This window comes from Burkholderia vietnamiensis LMG 10929 (assembly GCF_000959445.1).
GTDB classification, from domain to species: Bacteria; Pseudomonadota; Gammaproteobacteria; order Burkholderiales; family Burkholderiaceae; genus Burkholderia; species Burkholderia vietnamiensis.
Genome location: NZ_CP009631.1, coordinates 1081639 through 1098476, shown reverse-complemented (window position 1 = coordinate 1098476; position 16838 = coordinate 1081639). Strand labels below are relative to the sequence as shown.

Annotated in this window: 17 protein-coding genes; 5 read left to right on the top strand and 12 right to left on the bottom strand. The window is 70.1% G+C overall.

All coding sequences use genetic code 11. From position 1 onward, the window contains the following. Positions 1-7: 7 nt before the first annotated feature. From AK36_RS14990 to AK36_RS14945, 10 genes are all read right to left on the bottom strand, one after another. Positions 8-316 carry an HP0495 family protein gene (locus tag AK36_RS14990; RefSeq protein WP_011886141.1) on the bottom strand — a complete coding sequence of 103 codons (309 nt, stop codon included), beginning with the start codon at positions 314-316 and terminating at the stop codon, positions 8-10. Then, complete coding sequence (locus AK36_RS14985; RefSeq protein WP_045578747.1) at positions 316-1242, bottom strand: D-amino acid aminotransferase; 927 nt, start codon at positions 1240-1242, stop codon at positions 316-318. Before AK36_RS14985 ends, AK36_RS14990 begins: the two co-directional genes overlap by 1 nt. Before the next feature lie 48 nt (positions 1243-1290). Further along, a complete protein-coding gene (locus AK36_RS14980) occupies positions 1291-2604 on the bottom strand; it encodes a D-alanyl-D-alanine carboxypeptidase family protein (RefSeq protein ID WP_045578746.1) in 1314 nt (437 codons plus the stop codon). Positions 2605-3344: 740 nt separating this feature from the next. Next, positions 3345-3989: an alpha/beta hydrolase gene (locus tag AK36_RS14975; RefSeq protein ID WP_011886144.1), complete on the bottom strand. Its 645-nt coding sequence runs from the start codon at positions 3987-3989 to the stop codon at positions 3345-3347. 13 nt (positions 3990-4002) lie between these two features. Next, positions 4003-4320, bottom strand: a complete 318-nt coding sequence (locus tag AK36_RS14970; RefSeq protein ID WP_011886145.1) for a (2Fe-2S) ferredoxin domain-containing protein — start codon at positions 4318-4320, stop codon at positions 4003-4005. 210 nt (positions 4321-4530) lie between these two features. After that, positions 4531-5682, bottom strand: coding sequence for a VanZ family protein (locus AK36_RS14965; RefSeq protein ID WP_045578745.1), 1152 nt, complete (start codon positions 5680-5682; stop codon positions 4531-4533). Between the two features lie 19 nt (positions 5683-5701). Next, positions 5702-6325 (bottom strand): ABC-type transport auxiliary lipoprotein family protein, encoded by a 624-nt coding sequence (locus AK36_RS14960; protein WP_011886147.1) that lies wholly within the window; start codon positions 6323-6325, stop codon positions 5702-5704. A gap of 121 nt (positions 6326-6446) precedes the next feature. Next, positions 6447-7376: an MlaD family protein gene (locus AK36_RS14955; protein WP_011886148.1), complete on the bottom strand. Its 930-nt coding sequence runs from the start codon at positions 7374-7376 to the stop codon at positions 6447-6449. Positions 7377-7404: 28 nt separating this feature from the next. Further along, positions 7405-8313, bottom strand: a complete 909-nt coding sequence (locus tag AK36_RS14950) for an ABC transporter ATP-binding protein (protein ID WP_011886149.1) — start codon at positions 8311-8313, stop codon at positions 7405-7407. After that, positions 8310-9434 (bottom strand): MlaE family lipid ABC transporter permease subunit, encoded by a 1125-nt coding sequence (locus tag AK36_RS14945; protein WP_011886150.1) that lies wholly within the window; start codon positions 9432-9434, stop codon positions 8310-8312. The genes AK36_RS14950 and AK36_RS14945 overlap by 4 nt, the downstream gene beginning before the upstream one ends. Before the next feature lie 283 nt (positions 9435-9717). Here AK36_RS14945 and AK36_RS14940 point away from each other — a divergent pair, with 283 nt between their 5' ends. From AK36_RS14940 to AK36_RS14920, 5 genes are all read left to right on the top strand, one after another. Beyond that, on the top strand, positions 9718-11784 hold the full coding sequence (locus AK36_RS14940; RefSeq protein ID WP_045578744.1) for a bifunctional 2',3'-cyclic-nucleotide 2'-phosphodiesterase/3'-nucleotidase: 2067 nt from the start codon (positions 9718-9720) through the stop codon (positions 11782-11784). A gap of 14 nt (positions 11785-11798) precedes the next feature. Continuing rightward, complete coding sequence (locus tag AK36_RS14935; protein ID WP_034192575.1) at positions 11799-12644, top strand: tetratricopeptide repeat protein; 846 nt, start codon at positions 11799-11801, stop codon at positions 12642-12644. 94 nt (positions 12645-12738) lie between these two features. Further along, positions 12739-13659, top strand: coding sequence for a biotin--[acetyl-CoA-carboxylase] ligase (locus AK36_RS14930; protein WP_045578743.1), 921 nt, complete (start codon positions 12739-12741; stop codon positions 13657-13659). Continuing rightward, entirely contained in the window at positions 13656-14444 is a 789-nt protein-coding gene (locus AK36_RS14925; RefSeq protein ID WP_045578742.1) for a type III pantothenate kinase, read from the top strand. The genes AK36_RS14930 and AK36_RS14925 overlap by 4 nt, the downstream gene beginning before the upstream one ends. A gap of 63 nt (positions 14445-14507) precedes the next feature. After that, positions 14508-14750 (top strand): hypothetical protein, encoded by a 243-nt coding sequence (locus AK36_RS14920; RefSeq protein WP_011886155.1) that lies wholly within the window; start codon positions 14508-14510, stop codon positions 14748-14750. A 19-nt stretch (positions 14751-14769) separates the two neighbouring features. Here AK36_RS14920 and rfaE2 read toward each other — a convergent pair whose 3' ends face one another. Together rfaE2 and AK36_RS14910 are read right to left on the bottom strand one after the other, a co-directional pair. Next, on the bottom strand, positions 14770-15255 hold the full coding sequence (rfaE2, locus tag AK36_RS14915) for a D-glycero-beta-D-manno-heptose 1-phosphate adenylyltransferase (RefSeq protein WP_011886156.1): 486 nt from the start codon (positions 15253-15255) through the stop codon (positions 14770-14772). A 159-nt stretch (positions 15256-15414) separates the two neighbouring features. Further along, positions 15415-16293 (bottom strand): ferritin family protein, encoded by an 879-nt coding sequence (locus tag AK36_RS14910; protein ID WP_011886157.1) that lies wholly within the window; start codon positions 16291-16293, stop codon positions 15415-15417. Between the last annotated feature and the right edge of the window lie 545 nt (positions 16294-16838).

Sequence of the window (16838 nt, the reverse complement as noted above, 5' to 3'; positions counted from 1 at the left end):
CGCATCGTCACAGCACGACCTTGACCATCGGATGGCCGGTCAGCGCACGGTAGATGTCGTCGAGCTGCGCCTGGCTCGTGGCGCGCACGGTGATCGTCAGGCCCGTGTAGTTGCCGCCGCTCGATGCGCGCTCCTCGATCTTCTCGACGTCGATCTCGTTGTCATGCACGGACACGACCTTGAAGATCGTGTCCTTGAACTCCGGGTGCGCCTTGCCCATGATCTTGATCGGGAAATCGCACGGAAACTCGAGCAGCGACTCCTTCCGCGCATCGATCGCGCCGGTTACCTCGATGGTTTTGGTCGGTTCGCTCATCACTTTCTCCGGGTTAGGTCAAACTGTTCAAACTCGCGCGCCTTCGCGCGCTGGTACGCGTCGTACAACGCCGCGAATACCGGCCCAGGCGTGCCGCCGTGGACCGGCAGGTCGTCGAGCGACGTGACGGGCAGGATTTCCTTCGTGGCCGACGTGAGCATGATCTCGTCCGCCGCGCGCAGCTCGACCTCGCTGATCTCGCGCGCGACGAACCGCACTTCGCATTCGTCGGCCAGCTGCTCGAGCAGCGCGTAGCGGATGCCTTCGAGAATCCTGTTGCTGCGCGGCGGCGCGAACAGCTCGCCGTTCTTCACGATCCAGACGTTCGACGACGATCCTTCGGTCACGTTGCCGTCGCGCAACTGAATCGTCTCGAACGCGTCGCGCTCCGCCGCATGCTGCGCCATCAGCACGTTGCCGAGCAGCGAGATCGACTTGATGTCGCAATGCAGCCAGCGGCGATCCTCGGCCGTCACGCAGCGCACGCCGCGCGCGCGCTCGTCCGCCGACGGCAGGCGCAGCGGGCTCGTCATCGCGAACACGGTGGGCACCGCGTGCGCCGGGAACGCATGGCCGCGCTTCGCGACGCCGCGCGTGACCTGCAGGTAGACGAGCGCATGGCCGTCGCCGAGGCCGGGCGCGTTCGCCTCGACCACGCGCTCGATCAGCGCGCGCCAGCCGGGCGCGTCGTGCGGATCGTCGATGCCGATCTTCTTCAGGCTGCGCGCGAGCCGCTCCAGATGCTGATCGATCCGGAACGGCACGTGCGCGCCGTCGTGCGCGTAGACGGGCACGACTTCATACACGCCGTCGCCGAAGATGAACCCGCGGTCGAGCACCGGCACGCGCGCTTGCGACAGCGGCACCAGCTCCTCCTGCGACGACACGCTGAGGTACACGATCGGTTCGAATTCGGCTTGGCTCATGGCGATATCAGATGGGGATGAAGTCGTGGAAACAAAGGCCCGTCGCGCTTACTTCTTCTTGCTGAACATCAGCAGGATCGAGTCCCAGATGCGGCCGAAGATGCCGGCTTCCGGCACCGCCTGCAGCGCGACGATCGGGAATTCCGACAGCGCCTTGCCGTCGGCGACGATCTTCACCGTGCCGACCTGCTGGCCTTCGGCGAGCGGCGCGATCAGCGGCGCGTTGACGTCGACTTCCGTCTTCACCTTGTCGCCGAAGCCGCGCGGCACCGTCACCCACTGGTCGCCCTTCACGCCGACCTGCACGGTGTTGGCCTTGCCCTTGTAGATGCGCGGCGTCGACATCGCCTGGCCGCCCTTGAACAGACGCACCGAGTCGAACGCGCTATAGCCGTAGTTCAGCATCTTCATGCTGTCGGCGGTGCGGTCGCCCTCCTTCGGCTCGCCCATCATCACCGACACGAGGCGGCGCTGGCCGTCGACGCCCGGAATCGCGCGCTTGGCCGACGCGATCAGGCAGTAGCCGGCCGCTTGCGTATGGCCGGTCTTCAGGCCGTCGACGGTCGGGTCGAGCCACAGCAGGCGGTTGCGGTTGCCCTGGCGGATGTTGTTGTACTTGAATTCCTTCTCCGAGAAGATCCCGTAGTACTGCGGAAAATCGCGGATCAGGTGCGCGGACAGCTTCGCGAGGTCGCCGGCCGTCGTGTAGTGGTTCGGGTCGGGCATGCCGTTCACGTCGGCGAAGTGCGTGCCCTTCATGCCGAGGCGCTGCGCCTCGTCGTTCATCAGCGTGACGAACTGCCCTTCGCTGCCGCCGACCAGTTCGGCCAGCGCGATCGCCGCGTCGTTGCCCGACTGGATGATCATCCCGTAGACGAGGTCGTGCACCGACACCGGCTTGTTCGCCTCGATGAACATGCGCGACTCGTCGCGGCCGACGCGGCGTACCGCCTCGCTCGGCGTGACGATCTGCTCCATCGAGATCTTCTTCTTGTCGAGCGCTTCGAACACGAGGTAGGCCGTCATCAGCTTGGTGAGCGATGCGGGCTCGACGCGTTCGTCGGCGTTGCCGGATGCCAGCACCGTGTTGCTGGTCGCATCGACGAGCACCCACGAGCGCGCGTTCACGCCCGGCGGCGGCACCGCGCCCGGCATGAAGGTCGCGGGCGCGCCGGTGGACTGCTCGGCGGCGGCCGGCGCGGCATGCGCGGCACGGGCCTTGGCGGCCGGCTTCGCCTCGGCGACGACGATCGTCGACGCGAGCGCGACGGGCAGCATCACGCCCAGCGCGACGTTGCGCGCGGCGGTGCCGAAGGCGATGGAAGAAGCGAGAGACTTGAGGCCTTGGGAAGACAGACGCATGATCGATTCAGGCTGATGGCAGAAAGTGCGGCGCGAAATGCGCACGGTTGAACGGCAAGGCGGCGGGCGTTCCGGGCATGCGCCCGACTGCGTCGGACGGCGCGAAACGCGGCGGTTGGACTCGTGCGGACGCGTTCGGTTCGCGGCCGCGCGCGAGCGGGCGCAGCGGCGGAGAAACGAGCGCCGCATGGGCCAGCCGGGCCGCCGGCGACGCGAAATGCGGCCATTATACGTGGCCGCGAACGGCGTTTTCGCGAACCGGGCGTCGAGTCGGGCGGCAAGTCGGCGCACATCGGCTCGCGCAGGATAGCGCGGCTGCGTAGCGGGCAAGCGTCGTCGAAGCCGCGCGAAAGGCGCGTGCAGGCGGCGTGCAAGTTGCGCGGCCGTTCGGATTTCGAAGCGTGGCGGCGGGGGTGGGTGGTGCGGGGCGGGGGTGTGCGGGATGGGGATGTGCGGGGGCGGGCTCGTAGACGGGCGGTCGTTCTATTGCCCTGCCCGGCTGTCGCCCTGTCGGTCGGGCGAGCCGTCGATCTGTCGATCTGTCGATCTGACAAGCCGTCGATCCGTCGATCCATCGAGCCATCGAGCTATCGGACTCTCGCTCTGTACGGCTGTACGACTGTACGGCTGCCCATCGCTCTGTCGAGCCGCAAGACTACCGGGCAGTCGATCCGTCGGACGGCAACCCAAGAACCCGACAACCCAGCCGCGAGACATCGCGGCCGGTTCGGTTCAACCGCTCAACGCCACGCGTCGACGATGATGCGCTTGAGCACGTGCAGCTTGCGATGGAAGAAATGCTCGGCGCCGGGGATCACGACGACCGGCAGCTCCTGCGGCCGCGCCCAGTCGTAGACCGATCCGATCGGCACGGTGTCGTCGGTTTCGCCGTGGATCACGAGCGTGTTTTCCGGCACCTCGGCCACCTGCCAGCGGCTCGCCGCGGTGCCGACGAACACCATCCGCTCGATCGCCTCGCCCGCGTCGCGCAGCCGCTTGCCGACATGCGACAGCACGAAGGTGCCGAACGAGAACCCGGCGAGCACCAGCGGCAGCTCCGCGAGGCCCGGCTGCGCGCGCATGTGCGCGAGCACCGCGAGCAGGTCGTCGGCCTCGCCGATGCCGTTGTCGTGCACGCCCTCGGTCGCGCCGACGCCGCGGAAGTTCGACCGGTACACCACGTAGTTCAGCTGGACCAGCGTGCGCGCGAGCGTCTGCGCGACCTTGTTGTCCATCGTGCCGCCGAACAGCGGATGCGGGTGCGCGACGAGCGCGATGCCGCGCGGCGCGGCGCTGCGCTCGCGCACGGCGTCGGGCAGGTCGACCGCGATTTCGATCTGGCCGACCGGGCCGGCGATCAGCGATTTCTGCGTATGAACGTTCATCCGGGCCGCCCGCTCAGATCTTCAGGCGCTCGACGACCTTGCCGTCGCGCAGGTGCGATTCGACGATCTCGTCGATGTCCGCCTGATCGACGTACGTGTACCAGGTGCCTTCCGGATACACGACCATCACCGGCCCCTCCTCGCAGCGGTCGAGGCAGCCGGCCTTGTTGATGCGAACCTTGCCGGGCCCCGCGAGGCCCAGTTCCTTCACGCGCTTTTTCGCGTATTCCTGCATGGTCTGCGCGTCGCATTGCGCGCAGCTCGGACGCTCGGCGCCCGGTTCGCGCTGGTTCAGGCAGAAGAAGACGTGGTGCTGGTAGTAGGAATCCATGATGGTGACGAGCGGCCCGGCGCGATGCCGGACGCAAAGAGGGGCGAGAGCCGTCGCAGGTGCAACGGAGGTGCGCTCGATTATAGCGACCGGCGCGCGGCAACGTCGGCGGCCGGAACGCCGGGCGGCGAGCCGGCGCCGCCCGGGCGCAGCACCAACCCGGCTCCGGTCAAGCTCCGGTCAGGACCGGTCAGCACCGGTCAGCACCGATCAGCGCCGCCCCCGCCCCGGCAGCCACGCATGCTCGACGCGCTGGCCGAGCCAGAGCAGCGCCGCGTACGGCCAGATCCATGCGAGCCAGCGCGCGAGGCTGTTGAAGTGCACGTAGCGGCCCTGCCGCCAGCCCGACAGCGTGAAGTCGAAGAACGGGTTCACCGGCAGCAGGTTCACGAGCGCGACGCCCGCCAGCAGCGCGACGGCCGCCAGCAGCGCCCGCCACGCGGGCGGCACGCGCAGCGCGACGAGCGCCGCCGCGAAGCCGAGCTCGATGCCGAGCCGCGCGCCGGGCGTCGCCCACACGACGACGAGGCCGGTGCTCGACTGCATGAAGGTCGCGGCCGCCTTCAGCGCGAGCGTGGCCGCGACGAACGCGATCAGCAGCCGCACGCGGGGCGCGCTCGGGCGCATCGGCAGCGACGCGATCGCGAGCGCCGCGAACAGCATCAGCGCGCCGAGCGCGGCTTCCCATCCGGAATCGGACAGCCAGCCGTCCACGCGCTCGGGCCATTCGCTCACGTGCCATGCGGCCGGCAGCCAGGCGAGCAGCGCGTCCTGCATCGACCGGTCCGCGCGCTCCCACAGCGCGGCCGGCCAGTCGCCGATGCCGAACAGGAACGGCGACGGAAACAGGATCGCGAACGGCCACAGCGCGCCGAGCAGCAGCGGCGTCGCGCCGTTGGCCTCGAACCACGCGAAGCGCAGCCGCCGCAACGCGCCGCGATCGAGCAGCGCGCCGGTGGCCGGCGCCGCGAGCGACGCGCCGAGCAGCGCGCCGAGCGCGTTGGCGCCGAGATCGAGATTGGACGCGACGCGCGTCGGCAGATAGGTCTGCAGCGCCTCCATCGTCCCCGACAGCAGCACGCCGAGCCCCGTCACCACCAGCGTCGCGGCGACGCCGCGCCAGCGCGGATGCAGCGCGAGCACGCCGAGCGCGCCGAACGGCATGTAGCCGAGCACGTTGGTGGCCACGTCGAACACGGTCACGTAACGCTGCAGCGGCGCGAACAGATAGTCGAACGGCCCGATGCCGAGCGACACCCAGCCTTCGAACGGATACAGCGACGCATAGACGACGAGCGCCGCGTACGCGGCGAACGCCTGCAGCGCGAGCGACGAGGCGCGCGGCATGCGTATCGCGTTCATCGCGGCGGCGCGGCGCGCGTCACGGCGTGCCCGCGTACGCCTGCACGCCGACCCACGCGGCGATCTGCGCGACCAGCTCATCGCTCGCGGCGGCCAGCGCGCTCGCGCCGCCGGCCGCATCGGGCGTGCTCGACGGCGCGCGCGAGACGAACGTGTGCTGACCGAGCACCTTGCCGTCCTGCATCAACGTCGCGCGCGCGGTGACGGCGCCGTGACTCTGCGATTGCCCGTCGAACACCTGCTCGAACTCGGTCAGGTCGACCTTCAGCGTCGGCGCGCGCACGCCGTCGGAGCCTTCGAGCACCGCGCCGCGCGACGACAACGCCGCGCGCAGGCGCTGCGTGAGCAGTTGCGCGGGCGGCGCGGTCCAGCGGCTGTCGCGATAGACGGCCGTGCGCTGCGCGTCCGCATACGCGAGGCGGTAGACGAACTTGTCGGAGTCGAGCGCGTCGGGCGCGGCGATGTCGAGCACCTTCAGCGCCGAGCCCGTGCCGGTCGAGCCGACCGTCGCGGCCGGCCCGAGGTCGTAGCGGACGTTCGACAGCGCCGCACTGTTGCCGGCGCAGCCGGCGGCGAGGGCGAGCGTCAGCAGCGCGAGCGCGGTCGCGGCCGGGCGCAGCGCGCGTTCGAGGATTCGTGGCATGGCATGTTCCTGCATGAGGTTTCCGGTTTCGATGACGTCGTCGCGCGGGCGTCGCGGCCCGCCGACCGACGGCGGCCGCGGCGGCGGCGGGTTACAGCGGGCGGCAGCGCATGGCGGCGCGCTACTTCGCGGCCGTCGTACCCGGCCAGACGAAGCCCGCCTCGCCGGGGCCCGGCGCGGGGCCGGGCGAGCCGAACAACAGACTGCTCGGATTGCGGCCGAGTTCACCCGCGACGTCCTTCAATTGCCGCGACGCATCGCCGACGCTGCCCGCCAGCGCGTTGAAGCGCGGCAGCGTGTCGTACTGCACGCGTGCGTTCAGGTCGTTCAGCGCGACGCCGACCTGCTCGGCCGCCGAGCCGGCCTTGTTCAGGTTCGCGACGAGCGGGCCGTTCGGCTGCAGCAGCGTGTTCGCGGACGCCATCGCGCGATCGACCTGATGCATCGTGTCGGGCAGCGCGGCCACCGCCGGCTCGAGCTGCTTCGACAGGGCCGCCGCGCCGTCCGCCGCGTGCTGCAGGCTCGCGGCCGTCGCGAGCAGCTGCGCGCGCATCTCCGGCGACATCAGCTCGTTCGCGCTTTTGGCCGCCTGTTCGAGCTGCCGCAGCAGCACGTCGCCGCGCTCCTGGATCTGGTCGAACAGGCTCGGCCGCATCGGAATCTGCGCGATCGACTTCGACGACGACGGCAGCGGCGCGAGGTCGCGGCCGGTGTCCTCGAGCTGCACGAACGCGATGCCCGTGACGCCCTGGAAGCCCAGGCTGCCGTAAGTGGACTGCGTGATCGGCGCGTCGTGGTCGACGAGAATCCGGATGCGGATCTGGCCCGGATGGGTACGGTCGAAGCCGATCGACTGCACCTTGCCGACGTCGAGCCCGCGAAAGCGCACGGCCGCATCGGGGAACAGGCCCGTCACGTTGGTGCGCGCGAGCAGGTCGTACGGCACGCGCACGGTGCGGTCGACGTTGAACCAGAACACGGTGCCCGCGATCGCCAGCGTCAGCGCGATCGTGAACAGGCCGGCCCAGAACGCGTGTGATTTGTTTTCCATTCGCGGGTTCCTTGCTTGATGCGTTCGTCTACAGCTCGACGCTCGACAGCGCCGGTTCGAGGGCCGCCTTCGGCAGCTTCGCGCGCCGCTCGGGCGGCAGCGCCTGCAATGCGCGGCGCCCGCGCAGCCCCAGGAAATATTCGTGGATGAACGGATGGTCGACGCCCGCGGCCTCCTCGACCGGCGCCGCGACCAGCACCTTGCGATCGGCCAGCACCGCGACGCGCGTCGACAGCGCGACCATCGTGTCGAGGTCGTGCGTAACCATCACGACGGTCAGCCCGAGCGTGCGGTGCAGCGTCCCGATCAGCTCGACGAATTCGTCGGAGGCCTGCGGGTCGAGGCCGGCCGTCGGCTCGTCGAGGAACAGCAGCTCGGGCTCGAGCGCGATCGCGCGCGCGATGCCGACGCGCTTGACCATCCCGCCCGACAGCGCGGCCGGCATCTTCGACGCATGCTTGCCCGGCAGCCCGACCATCTCGAGCTTGAGCATCACGATGTCGTGCAGCAGGTCGGCCGGCACGCGGCCGAGCTCGCGCAGCGGCTGCGCGATGTTGTCGAACACCGTCATCGACGAGAACAGCGCGCCTTGCTGGAACAGCATCCCCGAGCGCGTGCGCATCAGCCGCGCGCTCGCTTCGTCGATCGTCGACGTATCCTCGCCGAACACCTTGATCGTGCCCGACGTCGGCCGCTCGAGGCCGAGGATCTGCCGCACCAGCGTCGTCTTGCCCGAGCCGGAGCCGCCGACGATCGCGACGATCTCGCCGCGCCGTACGTCGAAGTCGAGCTTTTGGTGGACGATGTTGCGCCCGTAGCGCTTGGTGAGGTTGCGCACCTCGATCACGAGCTCGCCGCCGGGCGCGCCAGGTGCGGCGCCGGCCGCGCCCGCGCCGGCTGCCGCGGGCTGCGCGGCGGGATGGTCAGACGTGCTCATCCGAGCCCCACGTTCTGAAACAGGATCGCGAACACCGCGTCGGCGAGGATCACGACCGTGATCGACGTGACGACCGACGTCGTCGTGCCTTCGCCGAGGCTCTGCGAGTTCGCCTTGATCCGGAAGCCGAAATGACAGGCGACCAGCGCGATCAGCATCCCGAACACGACGCCCTTGCCGACGCCGATGTACAGGTTCGCGATCGGCACGACGCCCGGCAGCGAACGCACGAAATAGTTGAAGTCGATCGCGAGCACGAACTTCGCGGCGAGCGCGCCGCCGGTCAGCGCGATGATGTTGGTCCACATCACCAGCAGCGGCATCGCGACGCCGAGCGCCAGCACGCGCGGCAGCACCAGCCGCAGCCCGTGCGGGATGCCCATCACGCGCATCGCGTCGAGCTCCTCGGTCACGCGCATCACGCCGATCCGCGCGGTGATCGCCGAGCCCGAGCGGCCCGCGACCAGGATCGCCGACAACACGGGGCCGAGCTCGCGGATCACCGACAGCCCGAGGATGTTCACGATGTAGCGGTTCGCGCCGAACATCTGCAGCTGCTGCGCGGACAGATAGCTGAGCACGATGCCGATCAGGAACGCGACCAGCGCGGTGATCGGCAGCGCCTGCGCGCCGGCGCTGTAGATGTTCGCCGAGGTTTCCTTCCACGGCATCGTCTGCGGCCGGCGCAGCACCGACAGCGCGTCGAGGATCACGCGGCCGAACATCGCGATGCCGCCCTGCAGATGCTCGCCGAACGTGAAGATCGCCAGCCCGAGGCGCGTGACCGGATCGAATCGCACGACGCGCTCGGGCGCCTCGCGCTGGCTGTCGAGACGCTCGATGCGCTCGAAGATGGTGCGCTGCGTGTCGCTCAGCTCGACGCCGGCCGGCAGCTTGCGGCCCCATACGCGCCACAGCGCCTGGCCGCCGACGTGGTCGAGCCGCTCGATGCCCGACAGATCCCATTCGCGCGGGCGCGCGGACGCGAGGCCCGCGACGCGGCGCGTGATGGCGCCGCGATTGCGGGCGAGCGCGAGCGCGGTCCACTGGCCGTACAGGCGCACCGTCTGGCCCTGTTCGCCGGCGTCGACGGACAGCCCGGGAGGAGTGTCGATGTCCAAGGGCGGGTTGTTTGCAAAAAAATGTCAGCGCCCATTGTATCGAACCGCCCGGCGCCGCGACGTGACGATGCCCATCCCACGCCCGTGCGGCGGCGCATTGCCGCGGCGAATGGCGCCTGAGGTGCCTTCGGTGCCTGCGCTGCCTGCGGCGCGCCACCTTTCATTCTTCCGTCATGTTTCCTTTCGATACTCTCACGCGCCGCACATCAGGCCGTCGGCACCCGCGCCGCCATCGCGCCGCGCACCGCGTGACCCATAGAACAGAACCCGAACAGGACAATCGATGCGTCTCCCCCCGCTTTCCCGCCGCCGCGTGCGCACCGCCGCCGCGCTCGCCTCCCTCGCGTTCGCGCTCGCCGGTTGCGGCGGCGACGACGTCACCGCTTCGGCGCCGCAAACGCAGGCCCAGGCGCCCGCCGGCACGACGGCGACGCTCGCGCTGCTCGAAACGACCGACCTGCACACCAACGTGCTGTCGTACGACTATTTCAAGCTCGCCGCCGACAACTCGCTCGGCTTCGAGCGCGTGTCGACGCTGATCGCGCAGGCGCGCGCGCAGTATCCGAACTCGCTGCTGCTCGACAACGGCGACACGATCCAGGGCACCGCGCTGGCCGACTACCAGGCGCTCGTGAAGCCGCTCGGCTGCGACCAGACGCTCGCGATCTACAAGGTGATGAACGCCGCCAGATTCGACGGCGGCGGGATCGGCAACCACGAATTCAACTACGGGCTGCCGTACCTGTCGCAGGTCACCGGCAACACGTTCGACGTCGACGGGCTGCCGGCCCCCGCGCAGCAGAAGAAGTGCGCGGGGCCGAACTTCCCGCAGGTGCTCGCCAACGTGATCAGCGCGAAGACCAACGCGCCGCTGTTCACGCCGTACACGATCCTCACGCGCACGGTCACGGCCGTCACGCCCGACGGCAAGACGGTCAGCGCGCCGGTGAAGGTCGGCATCATCGGCTTCACGCCGCCCGCGATCATGAGCTGGGACAAACGCTGGCTCGACGGCAAGGTCTATACGACCGGCCTGAAGGAAGCGGCGGAGAAGTACATCCCCGAGATGCGCGCGAAGGGCGCCGATCTGGTCGTGGCGATCTCGCACGGCGGGCTCGACAACACGGCGTATTCGCCGACGATGGAAAACGGCAGCTGGTGGCTGTCGACCGTGCCGGGCATCGACGCGATGCTGATCGGCCATTCGCACCAGGTGTTCCCCGACGCGAACAGCACGGTCGCGCAGTTCAACCTGCCGGGCGTCGACAAGGTGAAGGGCACCGTCAACGGCGTGCCGACCGTGATGGCGAACTACTGGGGCAAGCATCTGGGCGTGATCAAGCTCGGGCTGAAGTTCGACGGCAAGACCTGGAGCGTCGACAAGTCGCAGACCACCGTCGAGGCGCGGCCGATCCAGAACGCCGACAAGAGCTACGTCGCGGCCGATCCGTCGGTGTCCGCGGCGATCGCGGCCGAGCACCAGGCGACCATCGACTACGTGAAGACGCCGATCGGCTCGACCGACTACCGGATGAACTCGTACTTCGCGGACGTCGGCGATCCGGGCGCGATCCAGATCGTCAACGAGGCGCAGGCCGACTACGTGAAGACCTACGTGCAGGCGAACCTGCCGCAGTACGCGTCGCTGCCGGTGCTGTCGGTGAGCGCGCCGTTCAAGAGCGGCTTCGGCGGCGGCAGCGACTACACCGACGTCGCGCCGGGCGCGCTCGCGATCAACAACGCGGCCGACCTGTACCTGTATCCGAACACCGTGTATGCGGTGAAGGTGAGCGGCGCCGACGTGAAGAACTGGCTCGAGACGGCCGCCAGGCGCTTCAACACGATCGACCCGACCAAGGCGACCGTGCAGCCGCTCGTCAGCAGCTTCCCCGGCTACAACTTCGACATGTTCACGTCGGCCGACCTCGCCTACGAGATCGACGTCACTCAGCCGGTCGGCAGCCGCATTCGCAACCTGACGTACAAGGGCGCGCCGCTCGACCCGAACGCGCAGTTCATCGTCGCGACCAACAACTACCGTGCGAGCGGCGGCGGCAACTTCCCGGGCCTCGACGGCAGCAAGACGATCTTCGCGTCGCCCGACGCGAACCGCGACGTGCTGATCGCGTTCATCAAGAAGCGCGGCACGATCACGCGCGCGGCGGACGGCGCGCAGCGCAGCTGGCGCTTCACGAAGCTCGCCAGCTCGCTCGCGCACGTGCGGTTCACGTCGGCGCCGAACCGGCTCGCCGACGCGACGGCCGCCGGCCTGACCGGCCTCACGCAGGTCGCCGCCGACGACGGCTCGGGCAAGAACCTCGCCATCTACGAGATCGACCTCACGCAATGACGACGCGAGCCACGATGCAACCGATCCGCACCATGCGGCCGGCCGAGGCCGGTTTCCCCGCCGCCGTGCGGCGTCTCGTGCGCGCGAAGCTGCCGCCGGCCGCGTTGCTGGCGGCGGCGGCCGTGACCGTCGCGGCGGTGGTCGCGGCGACCGGCTGGCGCGCGGCCGGCCCGGCGCCGAGCGCCGCGCAGATCGACGAGTGGCAGGCGATGGTCGCGCAGGCCGTCGAGCCGCACGCGCTCGCGCAATTGCGCACGCTCGCGCGCCGCGGCTCGGCCGACGCGCAGGCTGCGCTCGGCATCGCGCTAGTCGACGCGCGCGAGGCGGGGCTGCGCGACGAGGGGCGCAACTGGCTCGAAACCGCGGCACGGGCCGACGGGCAAGCCGACGCACCGGCCGCACGACGGGCGCAGCTCGCGCTCGGCAAGGCACTGCTGCTCGGCAGCGGCGACCTGCCGAAGGACTACGCGCGCGCACGCGCGCTGCTCGGCGAAGCGGCCGGCCACGGCGAAGCGGCGGCCGCGTACTACCTCGGGCTGATCTACCGCAGCGGCTACGGCACCGCGGCCGATCCCGCGCGGGCCGCGCAGTGGTTCGAGCGCGCCGCGCGCGCCGACATCCCGGCCGCGGACTTCATGCTCGCGAACGCATACCGCGACGGCAGCGGCGTGCCGCGCGACGAAGCGCGCGCGCTCGCGCTGTATCGCCGCGCGGCGGAGCATGAACTGCCGGAAGCCGTGCAGACGCTCGCGATGGCGTATCGCAACGGCGAGTTGGGGCTGCGGCCCGACGCGACCGAGTTCCACGCGCAGTGGATCGAAACCGCGCATGCATTGAAACATCCGGTGATCGCGCCGTGACGGCGGGGCGGGAGCGTGCGACCGCCGATCGCACGCTCCCGCCCGACGCGCCGCCCGGCACGCGCGGCCGCGCCCTGTCGCTACAATAGGCGCCATGAACGCCCCGACCTCCTCCGACAAGCCCGAAGCCGGCGACGCGCACATCGCGCGCAACCGGCTCGACGCCCATCTGGACGCCGCGCCGCGCGCGTGGCCGCTCGACATCGTCGCCGCCACCGGCTCGACCAACGCCGACCTGGCAAACCGCCTGAAGGCGCTGCCGCGCACCGCGAACGCGCTGCCCGCGCCGCTCGTGCGCGTCGCGTTCGAGCAGACGGCCGGCCGCGGCCGGCAAGGCCGTCCATGGTTCGCGCAGCCCGGCAACGCGCTGCTGTGCTCGGTCGGCTGCATCGTGCCGCGCCCCGTCGACGCGCTCGGCGGCCTGAGCATCGCGATCGGCGTCGCGCTCGCGGAAGGGCTCGCGACGCTGCCGCTCGACGGCGGCACGCGCGTCGCGCTCAAATGGCCGAACGACCTGCTGCTGACCAGCACCGAAGGAGACACCACGCGCATCGCCGGCAAGCTCGCCGGCATCCTGATCGAGACGGTGTGGAACACCGACGACGCCACCGCGGTCGTGATCGGCTTCGGCATCAACGTGCGCGGCGCGCAAGCGGTCGCCGCGCAGGTCGATGCGCTGCGCGCGCGCGACGCGGCGCTCGCGAGCGGGTTGCCGCCGGCCGCGCTGTCCGCGGCTTGCGCATCGGCGAATCTCACCGACACGCTCGCTGCGGCGCTGAACGCGCTCACGCCGGCGCTCGCCCAGTTCGCGAGCGACGGGCTGGCGCCATTCGTGCCGCGCTGGCACGCGCTGCACGCCTATGCGGGACGCGAGGTCGTGCTGCTCGAACAGGGCGTCGAGCGCGCGCGCGGCATCGCGACGGGCATCGACGCGACCGGCCGCCTGCTGCTTGACACGCCGGACGGCGTGCAGGCGATCGCCGCCGGCGACGTGTCGCTGCGCGAAGCGCAATGAGCGCACCGCATCTGCTGATCGACGCCGGCAACAGCCGGATCAAATGGGCGCTCGCCGACGCGCAGCGCACGCTCGTCGCGAGCGGCGCGTTCGGCCATACGCGCGACGGCGGCGCCGATCCCGACTGGTCGGCGCTGCCGCATCCGCAAGGCGCGTGGATCTCGAACGTCGCGGGCGCCGACGTGGCCGCCCGCCTCGACGCGTTGCTCGACGCGCAGTGGCCGGCGCTGCCGCGCACGACGATCCGCGCGCGCGCCGCGCAGTGCGGCGTGACGAACGGCTATACGTCGCCCGAGCAGCTCGGCAGCGATCGCTGGGCCGGCCTGATCGGCGCCCATGCGGCGTTCCCGGACGAGCACCTGCTGATCGCGACGTTCGGCACCGCGACGACGCTCGAAGCGTTGCGCGCGGACGGCCGCTTCACCGGCGGGCTGATCGCGCCCGGCTGGGCGCTGATGATGCGCGCGCTCGGCACGCACACCGCACAGTTGCCGACGCTGAGCACCGACATCGCGAGCGGGCTGCTCGCCGACGCGCGCGCCGAACCGTTTCAGATCGACACGCCGCGCTCGCTGTCGGCCGGCTGCCTGTACGCGCAGGCGGGTTTGATCGAACGCGCGTGCCGCGATCTCGCCGCCGCGTGGCAGGCGCCGGTGCGGCTCGTGCTGGCGGGCGGCGCGGCGGACGACGTCGCGCGCGCGCTGACGCTGCCGCATACGCGGCACGACGGGCTGATTCTGTCCGGGCTCGCGCTGATTGCCGCGGAGGGCGCGGCGCGGGACTGACGCACCCCGGACGGCATTGCGCCGGACGGCGGAACGACTGAACCATGAAGAGGAGTGTCGACGATGCTGCGCTGGCTGATCGCTGTTCTCTTTCTCGCCAACATGCTCGCGTTCGTCGCGGTGCGCGGCGTGTTCGGGCCGCTGCCGGCGGCCGGCCCGCGCGAACCGGGCGTGCTGGAGCGGCAGGTGCATCCGGAGGTGTTGCGGGCAACGCCGCTCGCGCAGGCGACCGATCAGCCGGTGATCGGCGCGCCGATCGCCGCGCCGGCCGTCACTGCGGAGCCGTTGCCGGCCTCGGCGCCGTGACGGTGCGGTGCGCGGCGGCTCAAGGCTGCTGCGCGCGCACCTTCTTCAGCAACGCCGTGGTCGACCGATCGTGCTCGAACGGAATCGCGAGCGCGCGCCCGCCCCAGCCGCGCACGAGCGCCGACTCCGGCAGCGCGTCCATGTCGTAGTCGCCGCCCTTCACGAGGATGTCCGGACGGACGGCCTCGATCAGCGACACCGGCGTCTTCTCCTCGAACTTCACGACCCAGTCGACGCTCTCCAGCGCCGCGAGCAGCGCCATCCGGTCGTCGTCGCGATTGATCGGGCGATCGTCGCCCTTGCCGAGCATGCGCACCGACGCATCGCTGTTCACGCCGACGATCAGGCAGGCGCCGAGCGCCTTCGCATCGGCGAGATACGTGACGTGGCCGCGATGCAGGATGTCGAACACACCGTTGGTGAAGACGACGGGCGAAGGCAGCGAGGCGCGCAGGGCGACCAGCGCGTCGCGGGTGATCAGCTTGCGTTCGAAAGTAGCGGGCATGATGAAGGTCGGATGGCGTGGGCGGCACACGCTGCGCGTCGCGACGCAACGCGGCGGCGCCAGATAAAAAGCCCGCCGGACCACCGGGCGGGCTTCATGCGTCGAACGACGGCGAACGCGGCCGGCGCAGCATCGCGCCGGCTGCGACGCCGCGCGGCCTCAGGCCGGCTGCGCGGCCGACGACGGGCCGCTTTCGGCTTGCAGGCGGTTCGTGACTTCCTTGCGATAGCGGTTCAGCTCCTGCGCGGTCGCGAAGGTGCGCTCGAACAGGATCGACAGGTTGTGCAGGATGCGGTCGACGACCTTCTTTTCCCACTCGCCGTCGAAGCGGATCTGCTCGTCGAGCCAGCGCTCGAGCCATTCCGGATCGGGCAGGCGCGACTGCACGGTGTCGCGCGGGAACAGCGCCTGGTTCACGTGCAGGTTGGTCGGGTGCAGCGGCTTCTCGGTGCGGCGCGCCGACGCCATCAGCACGCCGATCTTCGCGAACGCCGCGCGCGCGACGTCGCCGCAGTTGTTCAGCGCCTTCTTCATGTAGCGCAGATACGCGCCGCCGTGGCGCGCTTCATCGCGCGAGATCGTTTCGTAGATGTGCTTGATCACCGGCTCGGTGTGCCAGTCGGCCGCGCAGCGATACCAGTGATTCAGGCGGATCTCGCCGCAGAAGTGCAGCATCAATGTTTCGAGCGGCGGCGCCGGATCGAACTCGAAGCGCACCGCGTGCAGTTCCTCTTCGGTCGGCACCATTTCCGGCCGGAAGCGGCGCAGGTATTCCATCAGCACCAGCGAATGCTTCTGCTCTTCGAAGAACCACACGCTCATGAATGCGGAAAAATCGCTGTCGTGCTGGTTGTCGCGCAGGAACATTTCGGTCGCGGGCAGCGCCGACCATTCGGTGATCGCGTTCATCTTGATCGTCTTCGCCTGCTCGTCGGTGAGCAGCGATGCGTCGAACTTGTCCCACGGAATGTCCTTCTCCATGTCCCAGCGGACTGCCTCGAGCGACCTGTAAAGTTCCGGATAAAGCATGGTGTTCATGATGGTCCCACCCCTGTTCTGCGCAATGCGACTTCTCTAAACGTGACTGTTGCCGCAGCGGCGCGCGAACGCGCTTTTTGCAGCCAAGACTCTAATTTTACGCGGGAAACCGGCCCCCGGACGCAGATTCCACGTCCGGCAGCCGGGCGGCCGCGCTGCCGCCCTGAAGCACGCCGCGGCCCCGCTCCGTTCGAACGGAACCGGCTGCGCGTGCCCGATGTGGTGGCCGGCGCAAGCCGGCCCGTTGGCGAACCTGCCCGGCGCGACGCGGCTCCAGGCGGAATCGCGCACAGCGGCCGGCAAGCAGACTGCTCGATATGGTGTATACGGCGGCGGCCATGATAGCACGCGGGCATGACGGTTCCGAGACGCCCGCCCGGTCGCGCGCCGCCAATGGCGGTGCGACGAACGGTCGCGGGGCGCGCGTCGCGAAACACAACGGGCGCCTGCGCCGGCGCACTGCTCGCAGTCGCCGCGCAGCTGGAAAACGGTGGGGCGACTGTGCTCGACGTCACCGGCCTCGCGCGGTCGCGCCGCGTCGAGCC